This window comes from Actinomadura sp. NEAU-AAG7 (assembly GCF_018603865.1).
In the GTDB taxonomy this organism is placed as follows: Bacteria; Actinomycetota; Actinomycetes; order Streptosporangiales; family Streptosporangiaceae; genus Spirillospora; species Spirillospora litoris.
In genome coordinates this window covers 371,820-398,116 of record NZ_JAHFZY010000007.1, presented here as the reverse complement: position 1 = coordinate 398,116, position 26,297 = coordinate 371,820, and the positions used below count along the sequence as shown (strand labels likewise).

The 26,297-nt window shown below is 71.3% G+C and carries 24 protein-coding genes and 2 pseudogenes; 11 read left to right on the top strand and 15 right to left on the bottom strand.

Translation table 11 applies throughout. The features are described 5' to 3' along the window. Positions 1–83 precede the first annotated feature (83 nt). A complete protein-coding gene (locus KLI87_RS31215; RefSeq protein WP_214619919.1) occupies positions 84–614 on the bottom strand; it encodes a pyridoxamine 5'-phosphate oxidase family protein in 531 nt (176 codons plus the stop codon). A gap of 1,337 nt (positions 615–1,951) precedes the next feature. Here KLI87_RS31215 and KLI87_RS31210 point away from each other — a divergent pair. Further along, positions 1,952–2,476, top strand: coding sequence for a hypothetical protein (locus tag KLI87_RS31210; RefSeq protein WP_214619918.1), 525 nt, complete (start codon positions 1,952–1,954; stop codon positions 2,474–2,476). 60 nt (positions 2,477–2,536) lie between these two features. Here the strand turns inward: KLI87_RS31210 and KLI87_RS31205 are convergent, their stop codons facing one another. The 5 genes and pseudogenes from KLI87_RS31205 to KLI87_RS31185 form a co-directional block, all read right to left on the bottom strand. Then, positions 2,537–2,761 (bottom strand): hypothetical protein, encoded by a 225-nt coding sequence (locus tag KLI87_RS31205; protein WP_214619917.1) that lies wholly within the window; start codon positions 2,759–2,761, stop codon positions 2,537–2,539. Positions 2,762–2,850: 89 nt separating this feature from the next. After that, positions 2,851–3,471 carry a dihydrofolate reductase family protein gene (locus KLI87_RS31200; protein WP_250904426.1) on the bottom strand — a complete coding sequence of 207 codons (621 nt, stop codon included), beginning with the start codon at positions 3,469–3,471 and terminating at the stop codon, positions 2,851–2,853. Between the two features lie 110 nt (positions 3,472–3,581). Beyond that, positions 3,582–4,088, bottom strand: a complete 507-nt coding sequence (locus KLI87_RS31195; RefSeq protein ID WP_214619916.1) for an SRPBCC domain-containing protein — start codon at positions 4,086–4,088, stop codon at positions 3,582–3,584. Further along, positions 4,085–4,429 carry a helix-turn-helix transcriptional regulator gene (locus KLI87_RS31190; RefSeq protein WP_173390868.1) on the bottom strand — a complete coding sequence of 115 codons (345 nt, stop codon included), beginning with the start codon at positions 4,427–4,429 and terminating at the stop codon, positions 4,085–4,087. The genes KLI87_RS31195 and KLI87_RS31190 overlap by 4 nt, the downstream gene beginning before the upstream one ends. 610 nt (positions 4,430–5,039) lie before the next feature. After that, positions 5,040–5,817 (bottom strand): annotated as a pseudogene (locus tag KLI87_RS31185) (transposase). A 206-nt stretch (positions 5,818–6,023) separates the two neighbouring features. Between KLI87_RS31185 and KLI87_RS31180 the strand changes: the two are divergent. Next, a complete protein-coding gene (locus KLI87_RS31180; RefSeq protein ID WP_214619915.1) occupies positions 6,024–6,341 on the top strand; it encodes a hypothetical protein in 318 nt (105 codons plus the stop codon). Beyond that, complete coding sequence (locus KLI87_RS31175) at positions 6,338–6,703, top strand: hypothetical protein (RefSeq protein ID WP_284734248.1); 366 nt, start codon at positions 6,338–6,340, stop codon at positions 6,701–6,703. The genes KLI87_RS31180 and KLI87_RS31175 overlap by 4 nt, the downstream gene beginning before the upstream one ends. Before the next feature lie 87 nt (positions 6,704–6,790). Here KLI87_RS31175 and KLI87_RS31170 read toward each other — a convergent pair whose 3' ends face one another. After that, complete coding sequence (locus KLI87_RS31170; protein WP_214619913.1) at positions 6,791–7,255, bottom strand: hypothetical protein; 465 nt, start codon at positions 7,253–7,255, stop codon at positions 6,791–6,793. Positions 7,256–7,279: 24 nt separating this feature from the next. Further along, on the bottom strand, positions 7,280–7,546 hold the full coding sequence (locus KLI87_RS31165) for a hypothetical protein (protein WP_214619912.1): 267 nt from the start codon (positions 7,544–7,546) through the stop codon (positions 7,280–7,282). A 499-nt stretch (positions 7,547–8,045) separates the two neighbouring features. Here KLI87_RS31165 and KLI87_RS31160 point away from each other — a divergent pair, with 499 nt between their 5' ends. Beyond that, on the top strand, positions 8,046–8,897 hold the full coding sequence (locus tag KLI87_RS31160; RefSeq protein WP_308166331.1) for a DUF4253 domain-containing protein: 852 nt from the start codon (positions 8,046–8,048) through the stop codon (positions 8,895–8,897). Positions 8,898–9,014: 117 nt separating this feature from the next. Here KLI87_RS31160 and KLI87_RS31155 read toward each other — a convergent pair whose 3' ends face one another. Continuing rightward, on the bottom strand, positions 9,015–9,530 hold the full coding sequence (locus tag KLI87_RS31155) for an Lrp/AsnC family transcriptional regulator (RefSeq protein ID WP_214619910.1): 516 nt from the start codon (positions 9,528–9,530) through the stop codon (positions 9,015–9,017). 99 nt (positions 9,531–9,629) lie between these two features. Here KLI87_RS31155 and KLI87_RS31150 point away from each other — a divergent pair, with 99 nt between their 5' ends. Both KLI87_RS31150 and KLI87_RS31145 read left to right on the top strand, forming a co-directional pair. Then, on the top strand, positions 9,630–10,658 hold the full coding sequence (locus tag KLI87_RS31150) for a threonine/serine dehydratase (RefSeq protein ID WP_214619909.1): 1,029 nt from the start codon (positions 9,630–9,632) through the stop codon (positions 10,656–10,658). A gap of 519 nt (positions 10,659–11,177) precedes the next feature. Then, on the top strand, positions 11,178–11,321 hold the full coding sequence (locus tag KLI87_RS31145) for a hypothetical protein (RefSeq protein ID WP_214619908.1): 144 nt from the start codon (positions 11,178–11,180) through the stop codon (positions 11,319–11,321). A gap of 535 nt (positions 11,322–11,856) precedes the next feature. Here KLI87_RS31145 and KLI87_RS31140 read toward each other — a convergent pair. Then, positions 11,857–15,240, bottom strand: coding sequence for a hypothetical protein (locus KLI87_RS31140; protein WP_214619907.1), 3,384 nt, complete (start codon positions 15,238–15,240; stop codon positions 11,857–11,859). A gap of 257 nt (positions 15,241–15,497) precedes the next feature. Between KLI87_RS31140 and KLI87_RS31135 the strand changes: the two genes are divergently transcribed. From KLI87_RS31135 to KLI87_RS41960, 4 genes and pseudogenes are all read left to right on the top strand, one after another. Beyond that, positions 15,498–15,680: a hypothetical protein gene (locus KLI87_RS31135; RefSeq protein WP_214619906.1), complete on the top strand. Its 183-nt coding sequence runs from the start codon at positions 15,498–15,500 to the stop codon at positions 15,678–15,680. 366 nt (positions 15,681–16,046) lie between these two features. After that, positions 16,047–16,451, top strand: coding sequence for a hypothetical protein (locus KLI87_RS31130; RefSeq protein WP_214619905.1), 405 nt, complete (start codon positions 16,047–16,049; stop codon positions 16,449–16,451). 80 nt (positions 16,452–16,531) lie between these two features. Further along, a complete protein-coding gene (locus KLI87_RS41215; RefSeq protein ID WP_214619904.1) occupies positions 16,532–19,195 on the top strand; it encodes a tetratricopeptide repeat protein in 2,664 nt (887 codons plus the stop codon). 449 nt (positions 19,196–19,644) lie between these two features. Continuing rightward, positions 19,645–19,794, top strand: a pseudogene (locus tag KLI87_RS41960) (hypothetical protein); the annotation flags it as partial. Between the two features lie 629 nt (positions 19,795–20,423). Here the strand turns inward: KLI87_RS41960 and KLI87_RS31120 are convergent. Beyond that, entirely contained in the window at positions 20,424–21,566 is a 1,143-nt protein-coding gene (locus KLI87_RS31120; protein WP_214619903.1) for an acyl-CoA dehydrogenase family protein, read from the bottom strand. Positions 21,567–21,639: 73 nt separating this feature from the next. Here KLI87_RS31120 and KLI87_RS31115 point away from each other — a divergent pair, with 73 nt between their 5' ends. Then, positions 21,640–22,233 carry a TetR/AcrR family transcriptional regulator gene (locus tag KLI87_RS31115; protein WP_214619902.1) on the top strand — a complete coding sequence of 198 codons (594 nt, stop codon included), beginning with the start codon at positions 21,640–21,642 and terminating at the stop codon, positions 22,231–22,233. Here the strand turns inward: KLI87_RS31115 and KLI87_RS31110 are convergent. The 4 genes from KLI87_RS31110 to KLI87_RS31095 are packed head-to-tail and all read right to left on the bottom strand — an operon-like array spanning position 22,190 to position 26,009. Further along, complete coding sequence (locus KLI87_RS31110) at positions 22,190–22,798, bottom strand: ATP/GTP-binding protein (protein WP_156218683.1); 609 nt, start codon at positions 22,796–22,798, stop codon at positions 22,190–22,192. The two genes, KLI87_RS31115 and KLI87_RS31110, sit on opposite strands and share 44 nt — an antisense overlap. Beyond that, positions 22,779–23,129 (bottom strand): DUF742 domain-containing protein, encoded by a 351-nt coding sequence (locus tag KLI87_RS31105; protein ID WP_242889708.1) that lies wholly within the window; start codon positions 23,127–23,129, stop codon positions 22,779–22,781. The genes KLI87_RS31110 and KLI87_RS31105 overlap by 20 nt, the downstream gene beginning before the upstream one ends. A 31-nt stretch (positions 23,130–23,160) precedes the next feature. Beyond that, positions 23,161–23,589, bottom strand: a complete 429-nt coding sequence (locus KLI87_RS31100) for a roadblock/LC7 domain-containing protein (protein WP_173390865.1) — start codon at positions 23,587–23,589, stop codon at positions 23,161–23,163. Next, positions 23,586–26,009 (bottom strand): sensor histidine kinase, encoded by a 2,424-nt coding sequence (locus KLI87_RS31095; protein ID WP_214619900.1) that lies wholly within the window; start codon positions 26,007–26,009, stop codon positions 23,586–23,588. Before KLI87_RS31095 ends, KLI87_RS31100 begins: the two co-directional genes overlap by 4 nt. Between the last annotated feature and the right edge of the window lie 288 nt (positions 26,010–26,297).

Sequence of the window (26,297 nt, the reverse complement as noted above, 5' to 3'; positions counted from 1 at the left end):
TGGCTCATCACCCAATGGCGCTGAGCGACCGCCTCGTCAGGTCTTTCAGTACACAGCCGCTCCCGATGCGGCACGTGCTCTGATCAAGAACGGGACACCGCAGTGAGCTTGGCGATATCGGGGGCGAAGACGCTCATCCAGTGCGGATGCAGCCGGTAATAGACCACGTCGTTGTCCCAGTCGAAGAAGTCGGCGCCGTAGAAGTCCTTGAGATAGGCGAGCAGGTCCGGCCAGTCCGCGGCCTGCTCGCCGCCTGGGGGATTGAGGATCTCCACCGTCCCGTGCGTGAACACGCCCAGGTCCTCACCGCGCATGTGCGCGGCGCTGGCGGCGGGGCGGGCGGCCAGATGGCGGGCCTTGGCGGCCTTGCGGGCCGTGCCGAAGTGCCACTTGCCGTGCAGGAAGTGCCCGTCCACCCCGCTGATCCGCGGCTCGCCCTTCGCCGTCACGGTGGACAGCGCCAGGGTGCACATCCCGGTGAGGACCCCGGTGAGCTGCTCTGCGGTCAGTGTTCTCTCGGTTGTGATGATCGAGCGGAGATGCGAGGTGGAGCGGGAGAGAGAAGCGTCCAGCAGGGCCTGTAGCTCCTTGAGATCTTCTTGCGTTTCGCGCATGTGCGGTCCTTGTCTATCCGTAGGGCTCGGTCCGCGTCCTCCATCGGCGCCGACCAGCGAACATGCTCACCTAAAAACCTGACACCCTGTGTCATGCTTTTTGCCGGTTGCGCGCACACCACCGGGGCCGCTCCGTCGGCGCGCGATCGATCAAGTCGTCTCGATGACGGCCTGTCCCGTCTTGTGGCCGGTGTGAGGGCTGGCGCGTCACCCTGCACCTCACCCCGCACACGCAGGCCGTCCATCTCGACATCCCGGACGGCTCAGGGGGCTCGTGGCCGCTGCCCACCTTGTCCTGAGGTGTGAGCTCTGCGAATCTGCCCCACCCGTCGGCGCACCCTCTGCGCCGTGTGTCGTATTGGTCGAGCTACTTCGATGTCTCGGGCAACGGGGGGTTCAAGACGGTTGCGTCGGGCAGTGTGACGACGAAGTGGGGTTTCCAGCAGTCTGACTCTTCGGTTCCGACTTCCCGTCCGCATCCCGAGCAGACGAGGTTCGGCCCGTGAAGTCCGGAGGGGCCGCAGCAGCCGGCCGAGCGGGCAGGGTCAGGGTGGTGGACTGCGCCAGTGACGTCGTTGCAGTTGACCACGAAACCACCGTTCCAGCTGGGCGTGTAGGCCCCCCGTGGGAGGTAGGGCTGACCGGGGACGTCCTGGAGGGAGGCGGCTGTCTGCTGGATCTCGGCGGTGAGCCCCTGAGCGCAGCGAGCGCAGACGAGGTACGGCATAGCGTCAATGATCCATGCGGTTCGGCGGTGGCGTAGTCGGAGGTCTCGGAGGGCGCCCGATGACGCGCAGGTCCTGGACGAGCTGCGGGCGATGCGGCGGATTTTGCAGGCCCTAGGGTGGCCGGCTGGTGAAGGTCGCGGACGGGCAGCGGGATGAGCTGGTTCGTGCGCGGGTGGACGCGGCGGGCTCGGCAGTTGGACGCCCTTGGTGCGCGTCTGAGTGGGCTGTTGAACGACCTGGAGGCTGCGCAGCCCTTCTGCGTTGGGCGGGGGAGTGGTTCCAGGTTCCGCCTGCGGCGATGGGGTGCTTGGTGCATTTGGCCGTCGTCGCCTTCCTCGGCAGCGCCTGACCTGGGCGGTGTCGTCCTGGCCGCGCTCGGCCGGGACACGCTTATGTGCACGATGTGCATTTGTTGCCCCGCCGCCGGGCGGCCCTGGGTGTCCGGCTGCGGGCCGCCGGGACCGGCCCGCAAGCGGCGGCCCGCGAGCAGCAACCCAGGTCCGAGACCGGGGCGAGGGGCCGGTCTGCCTCGCGGCCGTGTGAACACGAGCGACAAGGAGCAGAATGTAACTAGTCCATGACTCTTAGTGAAGAAGGGTGGCCGACCTCATGACGACCGATCACGCACGCACCCCCGGGCGCATTGCCGGGCGTGCCCTCGCCGCGCTCACCCTGGCCTGCGCGGGCGCCTCGACCGCGCTCACCGGCGCCGCATCGGCCGCATCGGCGGCCACGAGCCCGGCCCCTCCCCGGACCGTGCCCCAGGACCCCCGCGGCCTGCCCGCGGCCAGGACCGGCGCGATCAACGCCCGCGCCGCGGCCACCCTGCGGGCGCCCTCCTGCAGGGACGTCACCTTCCGCGGCCCCGACGGCCGCATCCACGTCCGCACCAGCCCCAGCCACACCATCGCCTGGGGCATCTACATGAACGACCCCGGCGCCGACGCCGGCTCCTGGGAGGTCGACGTCCTCATCGACGGCAACCGCGTCGACCACAAAACACAGGCCTACCCACCGCACGCAAGCCTGCCGGCAAGCCGGTACCGGGGCAGGACCTTCAGCCTCAAGGCCGTGCACACCGACCTGAAAGGCCGCCTCTACCACCAAGTCCCCAACGGGTGCATCATTCCCTGACCCCGCCGCCCCGCCGGCCGAAACGCTCCCCGATGCCCTTCCCGCCCTCGCTGACCGTTGTCAGCCAGCATCGGCGACCACGCCGGCCTCGACGCGGCGCGGCAGTTCGCCGCCGTTCACCGGCTCGCGCATGACGGCGAGGAGGACGGCGGCCGAGGTGGTGTCGGGACGTCCTGGGACGTCCTCTAGCGGGTGCTGGCCCGCGCCTGAGCTCTGCGGGCGCAAGCTGTCCGGACCGCCACCGGTCAGCACCCCGGCAGAACACCGATGCGCCACGTCGATCACGCCCGTCCAGGGACACTGGGGATCGGCCCGCCACGGGCTGCAGGACCCGTGGTCGGCGAGGTCCGGCAGAACCCGGCTCCGAAGGTCGTTCAGTCGGGGTGCGGTGCGTACCGCAGGAGCACGAGTTGGGAGTTGGGCAGCAGCCGGGCTTCGAGTAGCTGCAGCGGGACCGGGCCAGGGTCACCGATGAGGGGCGTGCCCGCGCCGAGCAGGGCAGGCCCGACCATGACGTGCAGCTCGTCGACCAGGCCCTCGACCAGCAGCGCGTTCCACGTGGTGCGGCTGCCGGCGACGAAGATGTCGCCACCGTCTTGCGCTTTCAGCGCACGAACCGCCTCGGCGGCGTCGTCTCGCCGGACGATGCGCGTGGTGTCCTCCCAGGGAGCGGTCTCCGCGGCGGTCAACGTGTCGGAGATGACGACCTTCTCGATCGCGTTGTTGAGGCGGGAGATCTCGCGCTCGGTCGCACCCTGCGTCTCGTCGTCCGCGACGGCGGGCCAGTAGTCGCGGAAATCCTCGAAAGACCTCCGTCCGGACAGCAAGATGCCCGCCGCCCGCAGCCGCTGCACGTTGTAGGCGCTGAAGCCATCGTCAAACGGCAGCGCCGTGACGTCTTTGCCCGGTCCCTCGACGTAACCGTCAAGGGACGCGATCGTCGAGACGGTGAGCTTGCGCATCAGGGTCATCTCCCAGCGGGTCATATCGGTCATCTTGATGATCGGCGCCCGGCCTGGGCATGAGGGCGGAGCGAACGCCGGTCTCGGTGGCGGGGCTATCGGGGTCGGGTCAGTCGGCCGGTTGGTTCACAAACCTCGGCGATCTACTCGGGTGACAACCTCGCCCGCGCGGCCATCGTCGTGGCGAGGCGACCGAGCGTGCCGGTCCAGCCGGCCTCGACGTTGCGGGCGACCTCAGGCAGCGCGGCGGCGAGTCCGTCGAGCCGATCATGTACCAGCGTCAGGTGCGTGCCGTCGCCGACCGCGCGCAGGGTCACGGTCAGCCGGGAGGCCTGGTCGCGCTCGATCTCCCGGGTCGGGCCGACGAACCACCAGTCGAGCACAATGCGCTCGTCGGGCACCAGCTCGACGATGCGGCATTCGGGGCCGCCTGCCTGTTCTTGCGGGTCGAGGTTTTCTTGCGGGTCGAGGTGCCAGGCGCGCAGGTGCCCGCCGACGCGCTCGTCCACCTCGACGCGCACCGCCTCCCAGCCCGACGGCGCGAACCAACGTCGGAGAACCTCCGGGTCGAGCCACGCGCGGTAGACCTGCGCAGGCGGCGCGGGGATCGTGCGCTCGATGCGGACCGCCGTGCCGGTGGGGGTTGTCATGTCTCCTCCTGATCGCGATTCGATGGGGTGAACAGCTCCTCTAGGGCATCGAGCCGCTCGTTCCAGTACTGCTCGTAGACCCGCAGCCAGGCGAGGGCGCTCGCCAGCGGCCCGGGGTCCAGACGACACCAGTGGGTGCGCCCGACAACGGTCCGGCGGACCAGCCCGGCCCGTTCGAGGACCTTGACGTGCTTAGAGGCCGCCGCCAGCGACATCGACAGCGGCGCCGCGAGCTCGCTGACGGTGCGCTCCCGGGCGGCGAGCTGGTCGAGCATCGCGCGGCGCGCTGGGTGCGCGAGCGCGCCGAAGACCGTGTCCATCCCAGCGGAATGCTCAACCATAAGGTTGAACATAGGGCGCAGGCCAGCCGATAGTCAACCTTTAGGTTGAGCTTTCGTGATCGACACCGCTGCAACCACCGCGCCTTACTCCCACGTCCGTTGACCGTCGCCAGCTCGCCGGACATCGCGGCGGCCACTACGTCATCTGAGCCGGGGGCAGTCGGCCGGGGTGATCATTCCGCTGCTGGGGGTGGCGGGGAGACGGCTGCTGGGACGCTCTGCCTTCTATGGCCGGTGGCCCGCGGAGGATATTTCCTTTGACCGTCCGTGTGTAGATCACCTGGCGTCCGTGGCGGCGGTCGGCGGTGCGGTGGTGGCGGGGCTGTAACCGAGGGCATGGGCGACGACGGGTGCGGGGGCTTGGAGGACGAGCTGGCGGAAGGCTGCGGTGCGGGTTCGGGGGACGGGGACTGTCCGTTGGACCGGGTGGCCACCAAGAACAGGGAAAACGGGAGACCGTGCAAAACACGCGCCCACCATCACAACCCAGGACGCAGATCAGCCTCCGCCAAACACCAAGGATCCACCGGCCAGGACCTAAAGGCTGTCCCGTAATGGTCGAGAGGCGCGGCCAGGCGTGCTGCCGGTGAGCTGGCGTCCTCCGGGCCGGTCAGCCGGCTATCGCCAGGTTATGCATGAGGGCGATTCCGTGGATGGCGTGGTGGACGCCGTCGCGTTTGCGGCGGCAGTTGCGCAGGATATTCCACCACTTCATGCGCGCGAAGACGTGCTCGACGCGGGCGCGCACCCGTTTGTGGACGGTGTTGAATTCGTGCTGCCAGGCGGGCAGTTCGCTGCCGTCGCGGGGCCGCCGGTAGGGCATGATGACCTGCCGGTTTCCCTGGTAGCCGCCGTCGGCCATCACGTGCGTGCCCCGGCACGCGGTATCGGCACCTGAATCGCGGAAGGCGGTGCAGTCGTTGTGATTGCCCGGCACCGGACGTCCGACCGCGACCGCAAGCCGGGTGCCTGCGTCGATGACCACCTGCATGTTCACCGAGTACCGGTAGTTCTTGGAGGAGGCGCTGACCGTCCGGTCGTGGACGGGAACCAGCGTCCCGTCCACGATCAGCACCGTGTACCGGACTGTGCCGGCGGGCGACCGGGGCCAGTGCGAGCAGCGGCGCCAGGTGATCCACGACGCGGTGCGCGGCGGACTCAGACACCCCGAACAGCAGTGCGACCTGCCGCAGCGTGAGGTTGGTGCGGTAGTACACCGCGATCAGCAGCACCCGGTCGGCCGGCGGCAGACTCCAGCGCCGTCCGGTGCCGGTCTGCTCACAGCCGCGACCTGCGACGATCCGTACCAGGCGGCGGAACTGCCGCACCGGCAGGCCGGTGAACACCGGCACCCACTCGTCCCGATCGGTCTTGATCACCCGCTCCACACCAAGATCAACGATCTCGAAGGTCTGGCGTTACGGGACAGCCTTTAGTGCGGCATCGACCCGCTGTAGGTCCGGCCAACCTTTGGTTTCGTAGAACCGCCGGTCTCAGTTCCATCCTCTCCGATCGTAGCCGTCGAGCGGCCGCGGCATGTTTGCCCACGCCGAGCCGGGTAAACCGCAATTCACGAATCCATGAAAGGAGCGACATGAAACCCCCCGAGGTGCCGGACGCGACCCCCAAGACCGCCGTGGCGAACGCCGGGCGCAAGGCCGCCACCGGAACCACGAAGGCCGCCCGCACGGGTACGGACGCGAGCGAAGCGGCGGGTCAGGGCGTGAGCAAGGGCGCGAGCGGCGCCGCCAAGGGCGTGGCCCAGGTCGGCGGCGAGGTCGCCGCGCTGCCGGGCAGGGCGGTCGGGCTCGCGAAGCTCCTTACGCTGAGGCGGTTCCTGCGGGCAGCGCCGGTGGTGGCGGTCGTGGGCGCCGCCGTTGTGGCCGGGCGGCGCATCGCGCGCAAGCGCTGACCGCGACGGACTCCGACCAGGACACCACGCCCGGCTCCAGCACCTCCCATCCGTCGAAGAGGCGGGAGCCGAAGATCGGGACCGGGAGCGGGTGGATGGCCGCGATGCTGGCCTGGCAGGTCGGCGACGACAAAGTCGTCACGGTGGAGGTCGACAAGGACCTCGCCGAGACCGCCCGGGGCAACCTCGACCGAGTCGAGAAGCAACCAGAAGTCGGCATCGGCGACGGCGCCGCTGGGCATGCGTCCCGCGCCCCTATGGCCGGGTCCACGTCACCTGCGGCATCCGCGAGGTCTTGCACTGTGCCCACGACAGCAGCCAACACGCATACCGACCGTCCGCTTGCGACACGCGTGGCCTGAGGCTCTGGCGCGCTCCACCCGTGGAGCCACGGTGTAGATCAGGCCGTCCGGCGGTGCTGCTGGCCTGGTCGCGAAGGGCGCAGGTGGTCAGCGTTTGAGGCGGTTGCGGATGGCCAGGCCCGCCAGGCCGAGCAGGAGCGGGACGGCGATGCGCAAGATGATGCGGAATACCTCGCCCCAGCGGGTGATGGTGTCGGGCACGGCGGTGGTCTTGGCGTTGATGAGGAAGGGCGAGCCGAGGCTGTAGAGCAGCGCGTCGATGTAGGGGACCGGTTTGCCGGGGAACCCGGCGTACTTCACCGCGACGGCGACCAGCGCGACGAGCATGGCCAGGGTGGCGATCGCGCGCCAGGCCCGCAGGCCGTAGTCCGCCACCAGCCAGTAGGTCCACACCAGTGCCCGCTCGGCGAACCCGCGGCCGTCGCGTCCGCTGTGGCGGCGCATCTGCATCTCGCCGTAGTAGAAGTCGGCCGCGCCCGGCTCGTTCTTGGAATCCTCCAGTGCTCTGCGCAGCTTCCGATACAGCACCTCCAGCCGCGCGCCGTCCACCACGGCCGCCCCCTCCGGCGCGGCCCTCTACCGAGCGGCCCGCCTGGCCCGACAGGCTTGCGATCGCGGCTTGGCCGCCCGCCAGTGGTGCTCCTCGGCCAGTACCTGCCGGGTGTCGCGCAGGTCGGTGGCGAACCGACGTCGGCTCAGGTCCACGTCGGTCAGCACCAGCCGTTCGGTGTCGGTGTCGCGCAGGGACACCACCCTCACCCTGGGCGCGGGCGCGCCGGGCTCGGCACCGTCCCAGGTGGTCGTTGCTTCATCGAGGTCGCCTGGCGGGGTGGTGATCGGCATGTCGGCCGTTTTACGGCTCGCCATCGCGCGGAGGGAGCGGTTCCGGAAAGGGCCAGCGGACCCCTGCGCGCAAGATCTAGACGTTCTGGCCGCCCCGAAGCATGGGCTCGGTTGCGGTGGAGGGAGTCCGGCCAGGGTGAACCTCGCGGGATGCGGGGTGTGGACACTCAATAGCGCTCAGTGTCAGGCCGCGGCGTGGTGGTCGCGACTGGGCTGGGGGACCAGCGCCGTCCGCCTGTGGCGCATTGGTGGACGGCGCTGGCCTGTTCGGTGTCGGATCCGGGCGACGCCCTCACCGCCCTCGGCTCCGGGTGCTGTCGTGGTCGCCGCACGAGCCACAGCCGCCGTCGTGACCCTCGTCGCCAGCCGCCCGCCACCGGTTGGGCCGGATCTGCTGGTGGCGGCAAGAACGCTCATGGGGGCTGAACTCGGCTCGCGTTCCACAGGACGGTCACGTGGACCAGTGAGCTGCGCGCGATGGTGATCTATGGTGTGGCGGGTGAATGCCGGGAATTCGGTCGGGTCGGAGTTGGCGCTGTTGTCCGGCCAGGCCATTGAGGGCGTGGATCTGGAGGCCGTGTTGCCGCCCGGCCGCTTGATCAAGGCCGATGAGGGTGAGGGGGAGGTGAGTCTTTGGCTGTCCTCGACCGCGCCCGCGGCCGAATTGTGGACGGCCCTCTACCGGCTCCGCGGTCGAACGGGGCTGTGGCCGCTGCTCTTGGCGCCGCTCGCCCGTGGCAATGAATTTCGCCCCTGGGCGTCGGGTGAGCTCTTCCCTGAGCAGTTCACCTCTCCGGAAGATCATGATCCCAACGATGTGCTGGAGGCATGGTGGCAGGCCTACGCCGAGACCGACCAGGATGATGAGGAGTTGCCTGGTGGGGAACGGGGCGCTGTGACCGCGCCCTACGGCCGGCGGTGGCCTGGCCTGGCACCGAACACGACCTCACAGGGAGAGCCGGGCTCGTTCGCCATCAAGTATGCGCAACAGCTGACCGGGCGGCTCTCGTCCCTACGGCTTGGACTTGCCGCCGCGCGGCGGGGATCCGACGCGCTGGTCTCGGTGGGGTGGAGCGGACCGCTGAACCACACCAATGACACCGCAGAGATCGCCTCGGTGGTCCGTGGCTGGGAGGATCGCTTCGGCGCCCGGGTCGTCGGTGCCGGCTTCGCCGACCTGTATCTGAGCGTCTCGGCTCCACCCTCGACACACCAAGAAGCGCTCCGCATCGCCGCCGAGCATTTCGCGTTCTGTCCGGACAACATCCAGCAGAACAACAGCCCCGCCACACTCGCCTCCTATGCCGAGCGTCTCATCGGCCTCAACGCCTGGCATTTCTGGTGGGACTGAACCACCCCTGTCGGCATTGATGCCAGGAGCAATACCGCGATCTCGACGTTCCGCCGCACTGGGCCTGTGCTTGGCCGCCCACCACTGAACAGCGGTCGTCGTCGGGGGAGTCCCGTCTTATGGGCGCCCGTCTTGTGCTCGACGGGGCTGTGACGCGGGCAGCGGGAGGGCCAGGCCGGTCTTGATGGTGTCGAAGACGAGCAGGGTTTCGTAGCGCCTGATGTTGTCGTCCGCTTTGAACAGGCGGTTCCCGAGGCGGCTGCAGTCGCGCATGCTCCGCGCGGCCAGGACGACCACGTAGTCCCACGGTCCCGCAACCTGGTAGCACTGCTGGACCTGCGGGTTCGCGCGCATCCGTTCGGCGAAGGCGCGGTGGTGTTCGAATGATTCCTCTTTCAGGGTCAGCAGGACCGTGGCCAGGACGGTGGGGCCGAAGCGGTGTGGGTCGAGGACGGCGATCTGCCTGGTGATGAGGCCGTCCTTGCGGTAGCGGGCGATGCGCCGCTGGACGGCGCTCGGTGAGAGCCCGACCCGTTCGCCGAGGTCGCGCAGGGTGCCTCCGGCGTCGCGCTGGAGGAGGTCCAGGAGTTGCGCGTCGATCTCGTCCAGGCGTGGTGACGGCGGTTCGGGCATGCAACATTATTGCGTTCCGGCGCGAAAATTTGCCATCGCTTCGATTGGGTGTTCGATTAACGTCGGCCGGGTCCCGAAGCCCCAGGAAAGGCGACGCGCATGGATCTGGACGTGGCGCGGATCGAAAAGGCCGTGCAGGTGATCGATCCGGTGTTCCTCAACACCCCGCAGTACCTCGATGAGCAGCTGTGCCAGGCGCTGGACGGCCGCACGGTGACGGTGAAGCTGGAGACGGCCAATCCGGTTCGCAGCTTCAAGGGCCGGGGCGCCGATCTGATGCTGAGCACGCTCGCCCCTGGCACTCCGGTGGTGTGCGCCAGTTCGGGCAACTTCGGGCAGGCCGTCGCCTACGCGGGACGGGCCCGCGGGATGCCGGTCGAGGTGTTCGTGCCCGAGACGATCAATCCCGACAAGCGGCAGCGGATGGAGACCTTCGGCGCCCAGGTCGTTGCGGCCGGGCCGGACGGCACGTCGGCACGGAAGGCCGCGGCCCTCCACGCCGAACGCCATCCGGGCTGCGTCCATCTTCGGGACGGTCTCCAGGCGGCGATCGCCGAGGGTGCCGGAACGATCGGAGTCGAGTTGACCCGCGGCGCGCCAGGCGGCGCGCGTGGTCCGGGCTTCGACGCCGTCGTGCTCCCGGTCGGCGACGGCGCGCTGATCAACGGCGTGGCGCGCTGGATGAAGGAGCACGCGCCCAGCACCCGGATCGTGGGGGTCAACGCCGAGGGCGCCCCCTCGATGCGGAACAGCCTGCGCGCCGGCCGCGCGGTCCGCGTCGAACGCGCCCGCACCTTCGCCGACGGCATCGCGGTGCGCACCCCGTTGGATGCTTCGGTGCGACGGGCCCGCGCCTTGGTGGACGAGATCGTCCTGGTGACCGACGAGGCCATCGCCGCCGCCATGGAACTGGCGGCCCGCACGCTCGGGATCCTCCTGGAGCCGGCGGGGGCGGCGGGCCTGGCAGCGATCGCCGATGGCCTGGTCCCCGGCGATCGGCCGGTGACGGTGCTGACCGGCGCCAACCCCCGCCCCGAGCAGGTCCGCGAACTCGCCGCCCGGCTCACACGACCCGTCCCGGGCACGCGAATCCCAAAGGGCCGCCCTGGCGGTTCGCGTGCCCGATGAGCGCGTCGGGTCCCTCCGCGCCTCCCTCACCGTATGAGGCGAAAGGAAGCACTGCGATGACGAAGACACCTGGTGAGCGATCGGCCATCACAGCGATGTACACGGGCCTTGGCCCACCCTCATCGCGACGATCACCCCCTACCTCGACCATGCCACCGCCCATCTGCTGGCCGATCACACTCGGGCCGGTTATCCCGCGTACAGCCAGACGCGTGTCGATTCGGCCGTCATCACCCATCTGGTCCTGTCGTCGGCCATCGGAGCGTTCGGCGTCATCGCCTGGCTGGGGACGACGTGCGCGGTCAAGGAGGGCAAGCGGTGGCGCCGCCCTGCCGCGCCTGTGATGTCCGTGGTCGGCATGGGCATCGGGCTGACCGGGCTGCTCATCAAGGACGCCTCCGGCGCGCGCGACGCAGGCGTCGACTACCGGATCGACGCTGTGTCGCTCACGGGCCGACTCGATAGCCCGGGCTCAGCCGCGACGCCTGCGACCCGGCCGTCCGCGAAAGCTTCGCCGAGTTGGTCGAGGAGTCCCTGCACGTCCCCGGCCTGCCGCTGCTGCGCCGCCTCCTGGAGCAGCGCTCACCGCTGATCGAGGAGAAACTCCTGGACCCTGTCGAGGTGATCACGCTCGATCAGGCGGTGCGGGCGTTCCTGAGCTGACCTGTCCCGCGAGCCAGTCCGACAGGCCCAGGCGTTCGGCCCGCCGCGCCAGAATGAACATCCGCGCGTTGGTGCGCTGCTCGGTCCGCACCAGCGTGAACCTGTAGCGGGCGACGCCCTCGAAGTGACAGTGCCGCCGCACCCACGGCACCCCCAATCGGGCGGCGCGATCGACCGCCCACCAGGCCATCACCGTGCCCGGCTCCCTTCCCCAGTAGCCGGGCGCGGTGAGCGGTCGGTTGGGTGCGCTCGGCGTCGGTCCAGCCCCACGGCGGACCGACGTCCTGCACGAGCATCCGCCCGACCACACCCTGCTCCTTGCAGTCCAGCACCCACACATCCCCGGCCGGGTTGTCGCACTCCTCGACCAGGTCCTCGACCGCGTCCCGCCAGCTCTCCAGTCCGTGCTCCTCCAGCCAGGCGCACCGAGCCCCCGCCATCCGGGCCACCTGGTCACGATCACCGCCGGTCGCAAGTCGCATCCGCAACATCCGGATGTTGTGCGCCCCGGCTGTGCTCGGTGCTCGGGGCCGTGTCACTCCAGGTCATCCCAACCCCATTCCTCGGCGGGACGCCCGTCTGGGTCCCGCCCGAACCGGTACCGCACATGGTGATCAGCAACCCGCTGGAACTGAGCGAACATGCCTGCGGTAGGTAACCGGGCGGCCAGTGCGGCCGCCTGCTCGTCCGCCCCGACCTCTAACAACCGATCCAGCAGGTCGGCGACGGCGACCGGGGTAGTAAGGGTGACGTGCGCGGCGGGGTCGCGGGCCAGCAGCGCGGCCACCTGCTCGTGTGCCCCCACCTTCCGCAACCGGTCCAGCACGGCGGCGACGGTGTCCGGGTCGCGGAGCCGGAGGTGCGCGGCGGGGTCACTGGCCAGCAGCGCGGCCGCCTTTTCGTTCACCTTAGGTAGCCGCCACCGGCCCAGTAGGTCGGCGATCGCGTACGGGTCTTTGAAGGCGTGCGCGACGTGCGCGGCGACCCGGTCGGTCAGCGTGGCCACCTGCTCATGTGCCCCGACTTCTCGCAACCGGCCCAGCAGCGCGGCGACAGCGTTCTGGTTGTCGGGGGTGGCGTGCGCGGCGGGGTTGCGAGCAACTAACGCGGCCGCCTGCTCGTGTGCCCCGACCTCGCGCAGCCGGCCCAGCAGGTTGGCGATCGCGCCTGGGTCGTGGAGGGAGACGTGCGCGGCGACACGGTCGGCCAGGGCGTCCACCTGCTCGTCCGCCCCGACCTCCCGCAGCCGGCCCAGCAGGTTGGCGACGGCGTAGGGGTCGTCGAGGACGACGTGCGCGGCGGGGGCGCGAGCTACTAACGCGGCCGCCTGCCCGTCCACCCCTACTCTCCACAACCGGCTCAGCAGGTTGGCGACGGCGTAGGGGTCGTCGAGGGTGACGTGCGCGGCAGGACGGCGCGCCAGCAGCACGGCCGCCTGCTCGTCCGCTCCGACCTCGCGCAGCCGGCCCAGCAGGTTGGCGACGGCGCCTGGGTCGTGGAGGGAGACGTGCGCGGCGACACGGTCGGCCAGGGCGTCCACCTGCTCGTCCGCCCCGACCTCGCGCAGCCGGCCCAGCAGTTCGGCGATCGCGCCCAGGTCGTGGAGGGGGACGTGCGCGGCGACCCGGTCGGCCAGCGCAGCCACCTGGTCCTTCATCCCCATCTCCTGCAACTGGCCCAACAGGATGGCGAGGTTGCTCGGGTCGTCGAGGGGGATGTGCGCGGCGGGGTCGCGGGCCAGCAGCGCGGCCACCTGCTCCTCCGCCCCCTGTTTCCACCACTGGCGCAGCAGGCGAGCGAGGCCGTAGGGGGCGTCGAAGGCGACGTGTGCGGCGGCCAGGTCGGCCAGCACAGCCACTTGATCCTCCACCCCCATCTTCCGCAACAGGTCCAGTAAGTAGGCGACGGTGTTCGGGTTGCCGAAGTCGATGTGTGCGGCGGGGTCGCGGGCCAGCAGCGTGGCCACCTGCTCGTCCGCTCCCACCTCCCGCAGCGCTGCCAGTAGGCGCGCCAGGGCGCCCGGGTGGTCGAGGGGGATGTGTGCGGCGGGGTCGCGGGCCAGCAGCGCGGCCACCTGCTCGTCCGCCCCCACTTCTCGAAACTGGTCCAGCAACTCGGCGAGGTCGCCCGGCTCGTCGAGGGTGACATGCGCGGCGGGGTCGCGGGCCAGCAGTGCGGCCACCTGCTCGTGTGCCCCGATATCCCGCAAGTGACCGAGCAGGAAGGCGAGGTCGCCCGGGTCGTCGAGGGTGATGTGCGTGGTGGCGTGCGTGGCGGCCTGGTGGGCTGGGCGGTGGTCGGTCGGGTGCAGGGTGTTCAGGTGGTCGATGAGTGTGCGTGCCGGCCATGGGCTGCCGTGGGTGGTGGCGTTCTTGAGGAGTTGGGCGGCGTCGCGGTACAGGCCGCGGTCCCAGGCGGCGTGCCCGAGCGTGTGCTGGTCGTCGGGGTGGGCGTGGGCGGCTGCGGCGACCCAGAAGCCGATGGGTGGGATCTGGTCGGCGCGGGTGTCGCGAGCATGCTGGTCGAGGTAGTCGGCCAGCCGGTACACCGGTACCTCACCGTGGTCCCCGGCCGGGGCCGGAGGGCGCCCGCGCCCGCGGCCGGGCCCGCGGCCGCGACGGGAAGGATCGGCGCGCGAGGAGGAAGCGCGGATCCGGGTGAGCGGTCCCCGGGCGCCTTTGCAGGCCCGGGAGGTGTAGGCCAGCGCCTGTTCCAGCCAGTCCTCGCCCAGCCGATCGTGCTGCAGGTCGGTGAGGTAGGCCAGGGCGGCCTGTTCCAGCATGGGCAGGGGCAGGGCGGTGCGGTGGCCCAGGCGGCGGGCGTCCATCGCCGCCCACATCAGCGCCTTGGCCGCCGGGTCGGCGGTGGCGAGCCGGTCCAGCAGCTCCGGCCCACCCGCCAGGTACTGGGTCACATGCCCGTCTTCAGCCTCCTCGATCGCCTCGGCCAGCCGCAGGTCGGTGTCGGCGGCCTGCCGCAGAGCGGCCAGGTCGATACCCGTGAAGGTCTCGGGCACCTCGATGACCGCGCCGTCCAGCAGGTGCCGGACCTGCGACCCGGGACGCCCGGTGAGCGCGGCGTGGTGCTCGGGCCACAGGGTGCCCAGCACCAGCACCGGCCCCCGGGAGGCATCGGTCAGCAGGGCGCGCAGCTTGGCCGCGACCCGCTCACCGGCCTCGCCGCCCAGGTAGTCCTGGGTCTCGTTCAACCACACCACGGTGCGCGGCCCGACCCGGTCCAGCTCCCGCAGCGCCGCCTCGGGCCGGGTCGGGTCATAGGGGTGCCACAACCGCCACCCACCCGCCCGCCGCAGCGCTCCCAGACCCTCCCACAAGGCGCGGGTCTTGCCCGCCGACGACCCGGCCACCAGCACCGCCATCGCGCTGGCACCGTCCAGGACCTGCTCGGTGGCCCGTCCCAGCCGGTCGTCGTGCTCGCGCCGCACATAGGGAGGAAGCAGCAGCCCGCCGCTGGCACCGTTCACGGTGATCGGCCGGTGCACCTCCACCGCGAACGGATCCAGCACCTGCTCCAGCGGCGTGCCCGGCCGCGCCCCCTCCAGCACCGCCCGCGCCTGCGCCCCTTGCACGGCCTGGCCGGTGGCCCCCGCGCGCCGCTGAGCCTCAGCGAAATGAGCCTCGCGCCACCGCTGAAGATCCCACAGCCCGGCCCTCGCGCCGACTTCGGCCTGCCCGGCTCGGTGGGCCTGGGCCCGGACCGCTTCCACGATCGTGACCAGCGGGTCGATCTGCTGGGGGAAGGCGGCGCCGCGCAGCCACGTCCCGACGGTGGTCGGGCTGACCCCGGCGGCCTTGGCCAGGGCCCGGTCCGACGGCTCCCCTTCCAAGGTGACCGCGCGGAATGCCGCCAGCTCGCCCAGCAGCTCCTTCAGGCCCGACTCCCGATCCGCAGCCGCCATCCCACACCCCTCTTACCTGTGCCGGCTCCGACCAGGCAGGGTCGTCCACACACCGGCGCTGTCCGCTCACCGTGCGGACACCCGCCCGACGCGCCCGCCGTCCAGCGCCGCCCCAAGCCTGTCACCGGCCGCTATCGAGCAAGGTGTCCAACCTGCTATCTGACCGCTGCAGGACACCCCACCGGACGGCGAACCTCATCCCCATCAGCGGCCCACCCCCCGAAATGGGTCGGGCACCGCACGAGAGGAAGCACCCCATGAACCCGGTCCAGATCCTGTCCCTGCTGCTTGCCCTGTCGGTCGCCCTGCACCTGGCCACCGCCGCAGCCCTCACCGCCCGCCGCACCGGCACCGGCACCGCCCACGCGGCCCTCACCGGCGGTGGCGCGGCCGCCACCGCACTCGGTCTGTACTTCGCCGCCCTGGCCGCCTACCACTGAACACCCGCAGCGTCGTGTTCATCTTCGCAGTCAAATCCAGACACGACGGCGACGGGGACGGTCCACAGACGGCCCAGTGCCTCCGCCACCTGCTCGGCCGGTGGGGAAGGAGACCACCACGAACTCATCTTCAGTCTCTCCGTTTCCTTTTATTGCCGCAGAGCATTGATCTCGTGTCGAGTGATCCGGGGCAGGCGTCCAGCGGAAGGTCGGGCGACCTCCCGGCTGGTCATCGGCTTCGCCGCGTGCATCGCTCCGTGGGCGCTGGCCCTCCTGCTGAGCGGTGATCTACCTGCGGTGACGGTGGCCAGACCGGGTCGTGCCGTGGGGTGGCGCGGGCGGGGGCGGGGGTTTCAGGATGGGGGGATGACGGGTGGACGCGGGGCGCTGGTAGGGGTCGGCGCGGTGGTGACGGTGGCGGCCGTGGCCGGGTTGGGCGGGTACTTCGCGGTGGTCGGGCTGGAGGAGGCCGACAAGCTGGCCAGCGTGATCGGTGCGCTGGTCGCGGTGGTCGGTGTGGCGGTGGCGGTCTACGGACTGGCCACCGCGCCTCCGGGCGGGGGGCGGCGGGTGTGGCTGCGCGCGCGGGCCGATGACCACAGCCAGGTCGAGCAGATCGGCGGGAACGCCCGCGGCCCTTCAGATGAGGAAGCCGGCCACCCTCCCGGGGCAGCCGGGGAAGCCCGGTTGCGTGCGCGGGCCCGGCGCTCCAGCCGGATCCGCCAGGTCGGTGGGGACGACCGTCCCCCGGTTCCGCCCGCGACCTCATGACGGGCCCTGCCCCCGAGCCTGCGGCTCCCCGTCGGGCTTCGATGAAGGCGACGGCGTCGGAGGGGTCCAGCATCACCCAGGTGCTGGGCGATCAGCACGTGCACCCCCCACCGCCGGGGGCGCCGAGCGTGGTGGCGGTGCGCACCCTGCCGCGGGACGTGGCCGCCTTCACCGGCCGCGCCGATGAGGTGGAGCGGCTGCTGGCCGCGGCCGGGCAGCAGCGGGTGGTGGCGATCCACGCGGTGGAGGGCATGCCGGGGGTCGGTAAGACCGCGCTGGTGACGCATGTTGCCCACCGGCTGGCCGACCGGTTCCCCGATGGGCAGTTGTTCGTCGGTCTGCACGCCCACACCCCCGGCCTGGCGGCCGCCGACCCGGCTGAGGTGCTGTACGGGCTGCTGGTCGGCACCGGCATGCAGCCCGACCAGATCCCGCCCGGACTGGACGAGCGGGCCCGGTGGTGGCGCGACCGGATGGCGGGTAAACGCGTGCTGCTGGTCCTGGACGACGCCGCGGGCCACGGGCAGATCGAACCGCTGCTGCCCGGGGCGCCCGGCTGCCTGGTCCTGATCACCAGCCGCCGCCCGATCGACCTGGACGACGCCGACCCCCTGCTCCTGGGCGTCCTGGCGGACGAGGAGGCGATCGCTCTTTTCACCCGGCTGACCCGCCACACCTTCACCGGCGAACAGGCCGGCCAGGTGGCCGAGCTGGTCGGGCGGTGCGCGGGGCTGCCGTTGGCGATCGCGCTGCTGGCCGGCAAGGTCCGCCGCCATCTGCGCCGGCCGGGCCCCGGACTGGCCGAGCTCGCGGCGCGGTTCGCCGAGGCCGACCGGCTGACGCAGCTGACCGCCGGGGGACGGCCCGGCGACCGGGCGGTCACGGTCGCCTTCGACATGTCCTACCGAGACCTGCCCCCCGACCGGCAGCGTCTGTTCCGGCTGCTGGGCCTGCACCCCGGCCCCGACATCGACGCCTACGCCGCCGCCGCCCTCACCGCCGCCCCCCTCGCCCACACCCGCGACCTGTTGGAGGCGCTCCGCGAGGAGTACCTGCTGCAACCCCTGGGCGCGGGCCGGTACCGGATGCATGACCTGCTGCGCGACTACGCCCGCACCCTGGCCGCCCACGACCCCGCCACCGACCGGGACACCGCCCTGGACCGGCTCCTGGACTACTACACCCACTCCGCCCAAGTTGCCGTCCGGTATCTGCCGCGATCACTTCGCTCGGTATCCGCACCGGCCGCCTCGACGATGGCAGGGCCGGACTTGCGCGATCACGCCGAGGCACTCGGCTGGATGCGCACCGAACGCGCCAACCTGCTCGCCTGCATCGACCACGCCACCACCCACCAGCTACACGAGCGCACCATCACCCTCACCACCGCGCTCGCCAGCCTTTTTCACCAAGACGGCCCCTGGTCGCTGGCCAGCGCACTCCATCAGAACGCCATCGCTGCCGCGCGCCACACCCACAACCATCTCGCCCATGCCAACGCCCTCAACGACCTGGGCCGCGTCCGCACCCTGGTCGGTGACTACGTCCAAGCCGCCGACCTGCTGGGGCAGGCGCGGGCGCTGTACCGTGACCTCGCTAACCGGCTCGGCGTAGCCACCACCCTCAGCGACCTGGGCCGCATCCGCGCCCTGACCGGAGACCTTGTCCAGGCCGCCGACCTGCAGGGGCAGGCGCTGGCGCTGTACCGTGACCTCGGCAACCGGGGCGGCGTAGCCACCAGCCTCTGGGAGCTGGGCCGCATCCGCCTACTGGCCGGGGACTACGCCCAGGCCATCGGCCTGCAGGAGCAGGCGCTGGCGCTGTACCGCGACCTCGGCGACCGAATCGGCGTAGCCAACGCCCTCAACGATCTGGGCCGCATCCGCTTCGTGATTGACGACTCTGTCCAGGCCACCGACCTGCTGGAGCAGGCGCGGGCGCTTTACCGCGACCTCGGCAATCGGCTCGGCGAAGCCAACGCTCTTAACGCCCTGGGCCGCGTCCGCATCCTGGTCGGTGACTTCGTCCAAGCCGCCGACCTGCAGGAGCAGGCGTGGGCGCTGTACCGCGACCTCGGCAACCGGCACGGCGTAGCCACCACCCTCAGCGACCTGGGCCGCATCCGCGCCCTGACTGGAGACCTTGTCCAGGCCGCCGACCTGCAGGGGCAGGCGCTGGCGCTGTACCGTGACCTCGGCAACCGGGGCGGCGTAGCCACCAGCCTCTGGGAGCTGGGCCGCATCCGCCTACTGGCCGGGGACTACGCCCAGGCCATCGGCCTGCAGGAGCAGGCGCTGGCGCTGTACCGCGACCTCGGCGACCGGCACGGCGAAGCCAACGCCCTCAACGATCTGGGCCGCATCAGCACCCTGACCGGGGAGCACCTGCAGGCATCCGGCTTGTTCGAGCAGGCGCTGATGTTGTTCCGGGAGGTAGGTGACCGGCAGGGGGAGGCGGAGACGCTGTGCGGCATGGGGGAGCTGCTGGCGGAAACGGCAGCATTGGACCAAGCAAGCGCGGTGTATGAGCAGGCGTTGGGGCTGGCCCGGCAGATCGGGAGCCCGTTGGATGAGGCACACGCCTTGGAGGGCACCGCCCGCACCATCGCCCGTGCCGGAGAGGTGGCTGCGGCGATTGGCCCGCTACGGGAGGCGGTGGGGATCTACGAGCGGCTCGGTGTCCCCGAAGCGGCGTCCGCAGCGGCGTACCTGGCCGAATTGGAGGCCCGGCACTCTGCGCACTGACCAGGATCGGCAGCGGGGCAGCCAGGTCGCCGTGAGGGATGGTCAATCCACACGGGTTCGTCAGCGCACTGGCTGCTGGCTGGCCCCCTCTCAGCCGCCGCTGTCGCCGACGTCGGCGATTGGCCTCGTAGGCGGGCCAGACGGCGGGTCGGCAGCGTGAGCGACGACCAGCAGATCATGGCTTCGGAGCGGGGCGTCCCCCGCATGGATACGCGCGCGGTGGAACCTACAGGGGACCGTTAAGGCTGATCATCTTCGTTTGGCCGCGGTCACTCGTCGGGTCGCTGACCAAGCTGAGACGATCGATTTGATGTGGCCGGTGTGAGGGGGCCGGGGCGGCGGAGTTCGTGATCGGGTCGACTGTGGCGCGTTCGGAATCGGCGGTCGTTCCTACGGACCGATGAGCCCAAGGGGGTCAGCACCCATTACCCTTCTTCCCCTCCCGCAGCGGCACCGTCAACTCGGTGGCGTTCAGCCCGGACGGCCGCACCCTGGCCACCGTCAACCGCGACGGCACGGTGCGGCCGCCGGTGGCCAAAGTCCTGAAACAACCTGGCGCCCTATCCGTCAGTCGGCATCAGCAGCGGTGGGGACTCTGACATCGGCGAGCGAGTCCGACGGGATCGAGCACGACCAGGCACCCGGCGGGTGAACCGGCAACCAGCGCCCCTCGCCCCCCGGCGCACTCTTCCCTTCCACACTGGCGAAAGTGGCGGGGGAGGTGGTATAGGCCCGCAGCGGGTCGCGCGCCCCTCGATGATCTGGCCTGTCTCGTATTCCTCATCCTCCAGGGCTGGCGGTTCGGCCGTCCAGGACTCCAGGTTCACGGCGGCGTGGTGGTCGGGGACCGACGATCGGAAATCCACCTGGTTGGTCAACGGCCGCACCGTCTCCGTTTTCGGCATCAGTACCTTCGGCCATATCGACGGGGTGTTGGCGACCGAACAGGCGCCGCTCTACCCGCACCCGGACGGGGCGGACCCGGTGATCCGTGCTCGGGGCATGGGCATCAGGCTGGACGCCCTCGTCCTGCGAGGCGCGCGGCCCAGCCGAGGGCGACGCGGCACGTTTGACCTCGTGGCGGTCACCGTCGACCCCGCCGGTGGGGGGCCGACTGGGGCCTTGGGAGACGATCAAGCGGACGAAGGCGTACTGAGCGCGGGTGAGACCGTGCCTGTAGCGGGGACGGCTTCGTGGAGGGGCCAGAAGCCGCAGGTGGACGGGCCGCCTACCGTGCCAGGTGGCGGGAGATGACCAGGCGCTGGATCTGGTTGGTGCCCTCGAAGATCTGCATGACCTTCGCCTCGCGCATGAAGCGTTCGACCGGGAAGTCGCGGGTGTAGCCGGCGCCGCCGAGGACCTGGACGGCGTCGGTCGTCACCCGCATCGCGTTGTCGGTGGCGACGAGCTTGGCGATCGACGCCTCGCGGCCGTAGGGGCGGCCGGCGTCCTTGAGCCGCGCCGCCGACAGGTACAGGGCGCGGGAGGTCTCCACGGCGGCGTCCATGTCGGCGAGGACGAACGCGAGGCCCTGGTGGTCGATGATGGCCTTGCCGAACGCCTCGCGCTCCCTGGCGTAGCCGACGGCGGTGTCGAGCGCGCCCTGGGAGAGGCCGGTGGCGACCGCCGCGATGCCGAGGCGCCCCGCGTCCAGGCCCGCGAGCGCGATGGCCAGGCCCTGGCCCTCGGCGCCGACGAGGTGGTCGGCGGGGACCCGCGCGTCCACCAGGCGGACGGTCGCGGTCGTCGAGCCCATCAGGCCCATCTTGTCCTCGGGGGCGTCGAACTCCAGGCCCGGGGTGCTGGCCGGGACGTGGAAGCAGGAGATGCCGCGCGAGCCCTCGTCGGACGTGCGGGCCATGACCGTGTAGAAGTCGGCCTCGCCGCCGTGGGTCGTCCACGCCTTGGCGCCGTTCAGCACGTAGGAGTCGCCGTCGCGCACGGCCTTGGTGCGCATCGCGGCCGGGTCGGAGCCCGCGTGCGCCTCCGACAGGCAGTACGCGCCGAGCCGGTCGCCCGACAGCAGGTCGGGCAGCCACCGCTCGCGCTGCTCCTCGGTGCCGTAGGCGAACAGCGGGAAGCACGACAGGGCGTGCACGCTCACGCCGACGCCGACGCTCGCCCACACCGCGCCGATCTCCTCCAGCGCCTGGAGGTAGATCTCGTAGGGCTGGTCGCCGCCGCCGTACCGCTCCGGGTAGGGGAGCGTGAGCAGGCCCGCCCGTCCGAGGGTCGCGAAGGCCTCGCGGGGGAAGGCGCCGGCGCGCTCGGCGTCGGCGGCCCGGGGGGCCAGCTCCTTGGCCGCGATCTCGCGGGCGAGCGCGATCAGGTCGGCGGACTCGGGGGTCGGCAGGTGTCGGCTGGCGGGCATGCGCAACTCCTTTCGGCATCTCGCACAGTACCAGAGCGAGTACCACAGAACCGTTTTTGGTACTGTCGATCGGATGAACGGGACGGTCACCTTCGCGGGGACGGCAAGGGCGGACCGGCGGCGCGCCGATCTTGTCGACCGGCTCATCGCGCTGTTCCTGGACCGCGGCTTCGCCGGGCTGAGCGTCGCGGAGCTGGCCGCCGCGCTGCGCTGCTCCAAGAGCACGCTCTACACCGTCGCCGCCAGCCGCGAGCAGATCATCGTCACCGCCGTCCGCGCGTTCTTCCGCCGCGCGACCGAGGAGGTCGAGGCCGCGGTCGACGCGAGCGCCGACCCGCGCGAGCGCGTCGGCGTCTACCTGCGCGCCATCTCGAACGCGCTGGCCCCGGCGTCACCCGCGTTCTTCGCCGACCTCGACGCGTTCGCCCCGGCCCGCGAGATCTACCAGCGCAACACCGGGCACGCCGTCCGGCGGGTGCAGGCGCTCGTCGACGAGGCGGTCGCCGACGACGCGGCGTTCGTCGGCGCCGTCGCGGGCCAGGTGATGGAGTCGATCCACCGGGGCGAGATCAAGGCGCGGACGGGCCTGGACGACTCCTCCGCCTACGCCGCCCTCGCGTCCCTCATCGTGGCCCGGATGACCGCAGGGCGTGCTCGACCAGCGTGACGAGCACGCCGCGCGCCACGTCCGGACGGCGCACGTCGCACAGCAGCACGGGCACCTCGGGGTCGACGTCCAGCGCGCCGCGGATCTCCTCGACGGTGTAGCGGCGCGCGCCGTCGAAGACGTTCGCGGCGACCACGAACGGGATCTCGCGCTGCTCGAAGAAGTCGATGGAGGCGAAGCTGGTCGACAGCCGCCGGGTGTCGACCAGGACGATCGCGCCCACCGCGCCGTAGGCGATCTGGTCCCACATGAACCAGAACCGCTCCTGGCCGGGCGTCCCGAACAGGTACAGGCGGACGCCGCCGGAGAACGTCAGCCGCCCGAAGTCCATGGCGACGGTCGTGGTCACCTTGCCCTCGACGCCGTCGAGGTCGTCGACGCCGGTGGAGGCGTCGGTCAGCGTCTCCTCGGTGCGCAGCGGGCGCACCTCGCTGACGACGCCGACGAACGTCGTCTTGCCGACGCCGAAGCCGCCGGCCACGAGGATCTTGAGGGTGTGCTGGGGGATGTCGTCGGCGTCGCCGAACCGGGCGCGGCCGAAGGTGTCAGAGGCGGCGGAGTTCATCGAGCACTCTCATCAGTATGCGGGGGTCGGGACGGTCGGGCTCCTCGGACTGCCGCATCTCCTCGATGAGGCCGTACTGGTGCAGGTCGGCCAGGAGGATCTGCACCACCTGGAACGGAAGGTCGGTCTCGGACGCCAGGTCGGCGGGGGTGGAGGGCTGCCGGCACAGCTCCAGCAGCCGCCGCTGCTCGCGCGAGAGCCACACCCGGTCGCCGGGCTGCTGCCCGGTGGCGACCAGGATCGTGACGAGGTCGATGGCCGCGCCGCGGGGCCGGGTGCGGCCGCGGGTCATCGCGTACGGTCGCACGACCGGCCCTGCGTCGCGGCCCACCCAGCGCTCCTTGGGCGCGTCCACCGCCGGCTCAGGCCCTCGGCGCCGGGTCCGCGGGCTCGCCCGAGCGCGGCGCGGTGCCGAGCTGCCGCCGCACCCGCTTGATGAGCATCGTCGTCTCGTAGGCGACGAGGCCCGCGTTGCCGCCCGCGTCGCTCAGCACCGCGAGGCAGCTTCCGTCGCCCGCGGGCATGACGAAGAACAGCATGCCGTCCAGCTCGACGACGGTCTGCCGCACCTGCTTGGCCTGGAAGTGCTCGCGCGCGCCGTTGGCCAGGCTGTGGAAGCCCGACGACAGCGCCGCGAGGAACTCGGCGTCCTTGCGCGTGACACCGCCCGAGGCGCCCATGACCAGGCCGTCGCGGGACAGCAGGACCGCCTGGCGGACCTCGCCGACCCGCTCCACCAGATCGTCGAGCAGCCAGTCGAGCTCGCCGGTGGCGTGGGTCTGCTGCTTCATGATTCCCCCCATTCATCGCGTGCGCCGGGATCGCGGATGTCGTCGTCTGAATCCCGTCCGCGCAGCCATCCCGACTGTAGCGAGGCCATCAGGTCGCGGCTGAGCTCAGGGCTGGGCTCCTCGAACTCCTCCTCCGCCGGCTCCGCGGCGCGCCCCGGCGCGGGGCGCTTGCGCAGCTGCGGAGCGAGATTGCGTTGCCGCACCCTGCGGGGGAGCCGACCGGTGACCTCGCTCGACTCGGTGCCGTTCGGCTCCGGGTCGGCGCCGCCCGGCCGGGGCCGGCCATTGGACGGGGCGGGCGGGTCGACGACCGCCTCCGCGCCCTCGTCCACCGGTTCGGCGGGGTGGGGCACGGTGAGCGGCGGCTCGCTGGGTGCGGGTTCGGCGGGGGGCTCGGCCTGGGGGGTGTAGGACGGCGGGGAGTAGGAGGCGGGGCCGGCCAGCGCGGGGAGGGCGGCCTCGGGCACCCGCGCCCCGGCGGGGCCGCGGGTGAGCTGCAGCTCCTCGTCCAGGACGACCAGCGAGTGCGGGACGAGGACGATCGCGGTCGTCCCGCCGTACGGCGAGGGCTGGAGCGCGACCTTGACGCCGTGCCGGGCGGCGAGCCGCGCGACGACGAACAGCCCGAGCCGCTCGGTGTCGACCAGGTCGAACTCCAGGTCGGTGGACAGCCGCCGGTTCAGCTCGTCCATCTCCTCGGGGTGCAGGCCGACGCCCCGGTCGACGATCTCGACCGCGAGCCCGTTGGCGACGGTCTCGACCTTCACCGTGACCTCGGTGGCGGGCGGCGAGAACGACGCGGCGTTCTCGATCAGCTCGGCGAGCAGGTGGATGACGTCGGCGACGACGGCCCCGGTCACCGCCGCGCTGGAGGCGCCGGTCACCTCGACCCGCCGGTAGTCCTCGACCTCGGCGATCGCGGCGCGGATCACGTCCTCGGCGGCGACGGGGTGGTCCCAGGCGCGGATGGTCGGCGACCCCGACAGGATGACCAGGCCCTCCGCGTGCCGCCGCATGCGGGTGGTGAGGTGGTCGAGCCGGAACAGGTCGTTGAGCTCCTCGGGGCTGCGCGCGCGGCGCTCCATCGCGTCCAGCAGGCGGAGCTGGCGGTGCAGCAGCGACTGGCTGCGCCACGACAGGTTGATGAAGACGCGGTTGATGTTCGCGCGCAGCTCGGCCTCGCCGACCGCGGTGGCGACGGCCGTCCGCTGGACGGCGTGGAACGCCTCGCTGACCGCCGCGACCTCCCGCGTCCGCCCCGTCTGCGGGGGCGGCGCCTCGGCCTCGGCGTCCACGCTCTCGCCGCGCCGCAGCCGCGCCACGACCCGGGGCAGCCGCTCGTGCGCGAGCACCTGCGCGGTCCGCTGGAGGGCGCGCAGCTCCTCGGTGAGGCGCCGGGCGAACAGGATCGACAGCACGACCGAGGCGATGAAGCCGAGCAGGCCGAGCCCGCCGACCGTGTAGAAGCCGACCAGGATCCGGTCGCCGGCGGGCTCCACGTCCTTGCGGTTCACGACGTCGCCCGCGCGGGTGGCGGCGCGCAGCCACACCGACGACACCGACGCGACCACGCCGCGCCAGCGCCTCGGGTCGGGCGCGTACCCGGTCCGCACGACGGTGCGCTCCAGGTCGGCGTAGGCGGTGAACGCGGGCGTCTCGGTGAGATCGGTCATGATCTTGCCGATCTCGCCGCCCGCGCTCGCGCGGCCGAGGTCGGCGTACTGCGCGCGGCTGCCCGCCCAGGACGCGAACGCCGCGCGGTCCCCGGCGTTCATCCGGCCCGGCCGCAGCCCCGTGAGCAGCGCGTTCTCCCGCAGCATGAACTCGCGCGCCCAGTAGTCGTACACGATGGCGTTGCTGTGCTGGTAGACGGTGACGTCGTCGACGCTCACCAGCGTCGTCATCACGCGGATCGTCGTGTCGGTGATCCGGCTGTAGCCGTTGATGGCGTCGAGCCGCGAGATGACCGCGCCGCGCACCTGCGTGCGCACGCCCTCCAGCCCGTCGAAGGTCTCGCTGAGCTGCCGCACGCGCTGCTTGGCGGCGGCGTCCATCGCGTCCCGGGTGCCGGACGCGAGGGCCTTCTTGCGGAACGCCGCGACCGCCGCGTCGGTCCGCGCCGCGAGCGACTGGTAGTACCGGTCGTTCTCGGCGGTGCCGGTCGCGAGCACGCCGACCGCCGCGCCGCGCTCCTCCTGGATCGCCTCGGTGACGGCCCGCGCGGGCTGGGCGACGTTGTCGTACACCGTCGAGTACTGGAACCGCTGGAGCGCCTGGGAGAGCGTGACGACGGTCGGGACGCCCCACTGGATCATGAGCGAGACGAGCGGGATCGCCAGCAGCAGCCAGATCCGGCGTGTGATCGATCGGGTACGCGGGCGTGACGGCGGTGGGGCGGGGACCTGTTCGGGTCGCGTCACTGATTTACTCCCTGCTCATCCGAAACCGCCATCAAGCGGTGAGGAAGCATACTTAGTTTGATTTAGCGAATACCAGCGTTCTCCCATTACTCAGCGGCGCGTCGCCCGGTGGTCCTGTGATCAAGCTGCCTGGTGGGGCGTTCCAGAGGGCCTGGGGTGCCGCGGCCCCGGACGCGGCGGGCGCCCGCCCGGTGTGCGTCCCGGGCGTGCGGTGTCGGCCGGTACCGGCCGACCGGAAGCGGATACCACGCCTTGTAGCGATAAATCGTGCGTGCCAGGCTTCGCATG

Excerpts from the sequence above, each read along its gene's own strand:
- KLI87_RS31215 (WP_214619919.1), bottom strand. The coding sequence starts at position 614 with ATGCGCGAAACGCAAGAAGATCTCAAGGAGCTACAGGCCCTGCTGGAC.
- KLI87_RS31155 (WP_214619910.1), bottom strand. The coding sequence starts at position 9,530 with ATGCCCGAACCGCCGTCACCACGCCTGGACGAGATCGACGCGCAACTC.
- KLI87_RS31165 (WP_214619912.1), bottom strand. The coding sequence starts at position 7,546 with ATGCCGATCACCACCCCGCCAGGCGACCTCGATGAAGCAACGACCACC.
- KLI87_RS31120 (WP_214619903.1), bottom strand. The coding sequence starts at position 21,566 with ATGCCCGCCAGCCGACACCTGCCGACCCCCGAGTCCGCCGACCTGATC.
- KLI87_RS31115 (WP_214619902.1), top strand. The coding sequence starts at position 21,640 with ATGAACGGGACGGTCACCTTCGCGGGGACGGCAAGGGCGGACCGGCGG.
- KLI87_RS31195 (WP_214619916.1), bottom strand. The coding sequence starts at position 4,088 with ATGACAACCCCCACCGGCACGGCGGTCCGCATCGAGCGCACGATCCCC.
- KLI87_RS31130 (WP_214619905.1), top strand. The coding sequence starts at position 16,047 with ATGACGGGTGGACGCGGGGCGCTGGTAGGGGTCGGCGCGGTGGTGACG.
- KLI87_RS31150 (WP_214619909.1), top strand. The coding sequence starts at position 9,630 with ATGGATCTGGACGTGGCGCGGATCGAAAAGGCCGTGCAGGTGATCGAT.
- KLI87_RS31190 (WP_173390868.1), bottom strand. The coding sequence starts at position 4,429 with ATGGTTGAGCATTCCGCTGGGATGGACACGGTCTTCGGCGCGCTCGCG.
- KLI87_RS31110 (WP_156218683.1), bottom strand. The coding sequence starts at position 22,798 with ATGAACTCCGCCGCCTCTGACACCTTCGGCCGCGCCCGGTTCGGCGAC.
- KLI87_RS31210 (WP_214619918.1), top strand. The coding sequence starts at position 1,952 with ATGACGACCGATCACGCACGCACCCCCGGGCGCATTGCCGGGCGTGCC.
- KLI87_RS31200 (WP_250904426.1), bottom strand. The coding sequence starts at position 3,471 with ATGACCGATATGACCCGCTGGGAGATGACCCTGATGCGCAAGCTCACC.
- KLI87_RS31140 (WP_214619907.1), bottom strand. The coding sequence starts at position 15,240 with ATGGCGGCTGCGGATCGGGAGTCGGGCCTGAAGGAGCTGCTGGGCGAG.
- KLI87_RS31180 (WP_214619915.1), top strand. The coding sequence starts at position 6,024 with ATGAAACCCCCCGAGGTGCCGGACGCGACCCCCAAGACCGCCGTGGCG.
- KLI87_RS31100 (WP_173390865.1), bottom strand. The coding sequence starts at position 23,589 with ATGAAGCAGCAGACCCACGCCACCGGCGAGCTCGACTGGCTGCTCGAC.
- KLI87_RS31135 (WP_214619906.1), top strand. The coding sequence starts at position 15,498 with ATGAACCCGGTCCAGATCCTGTCCCTGCTGCTTGCCCTGTCGGTCGCC.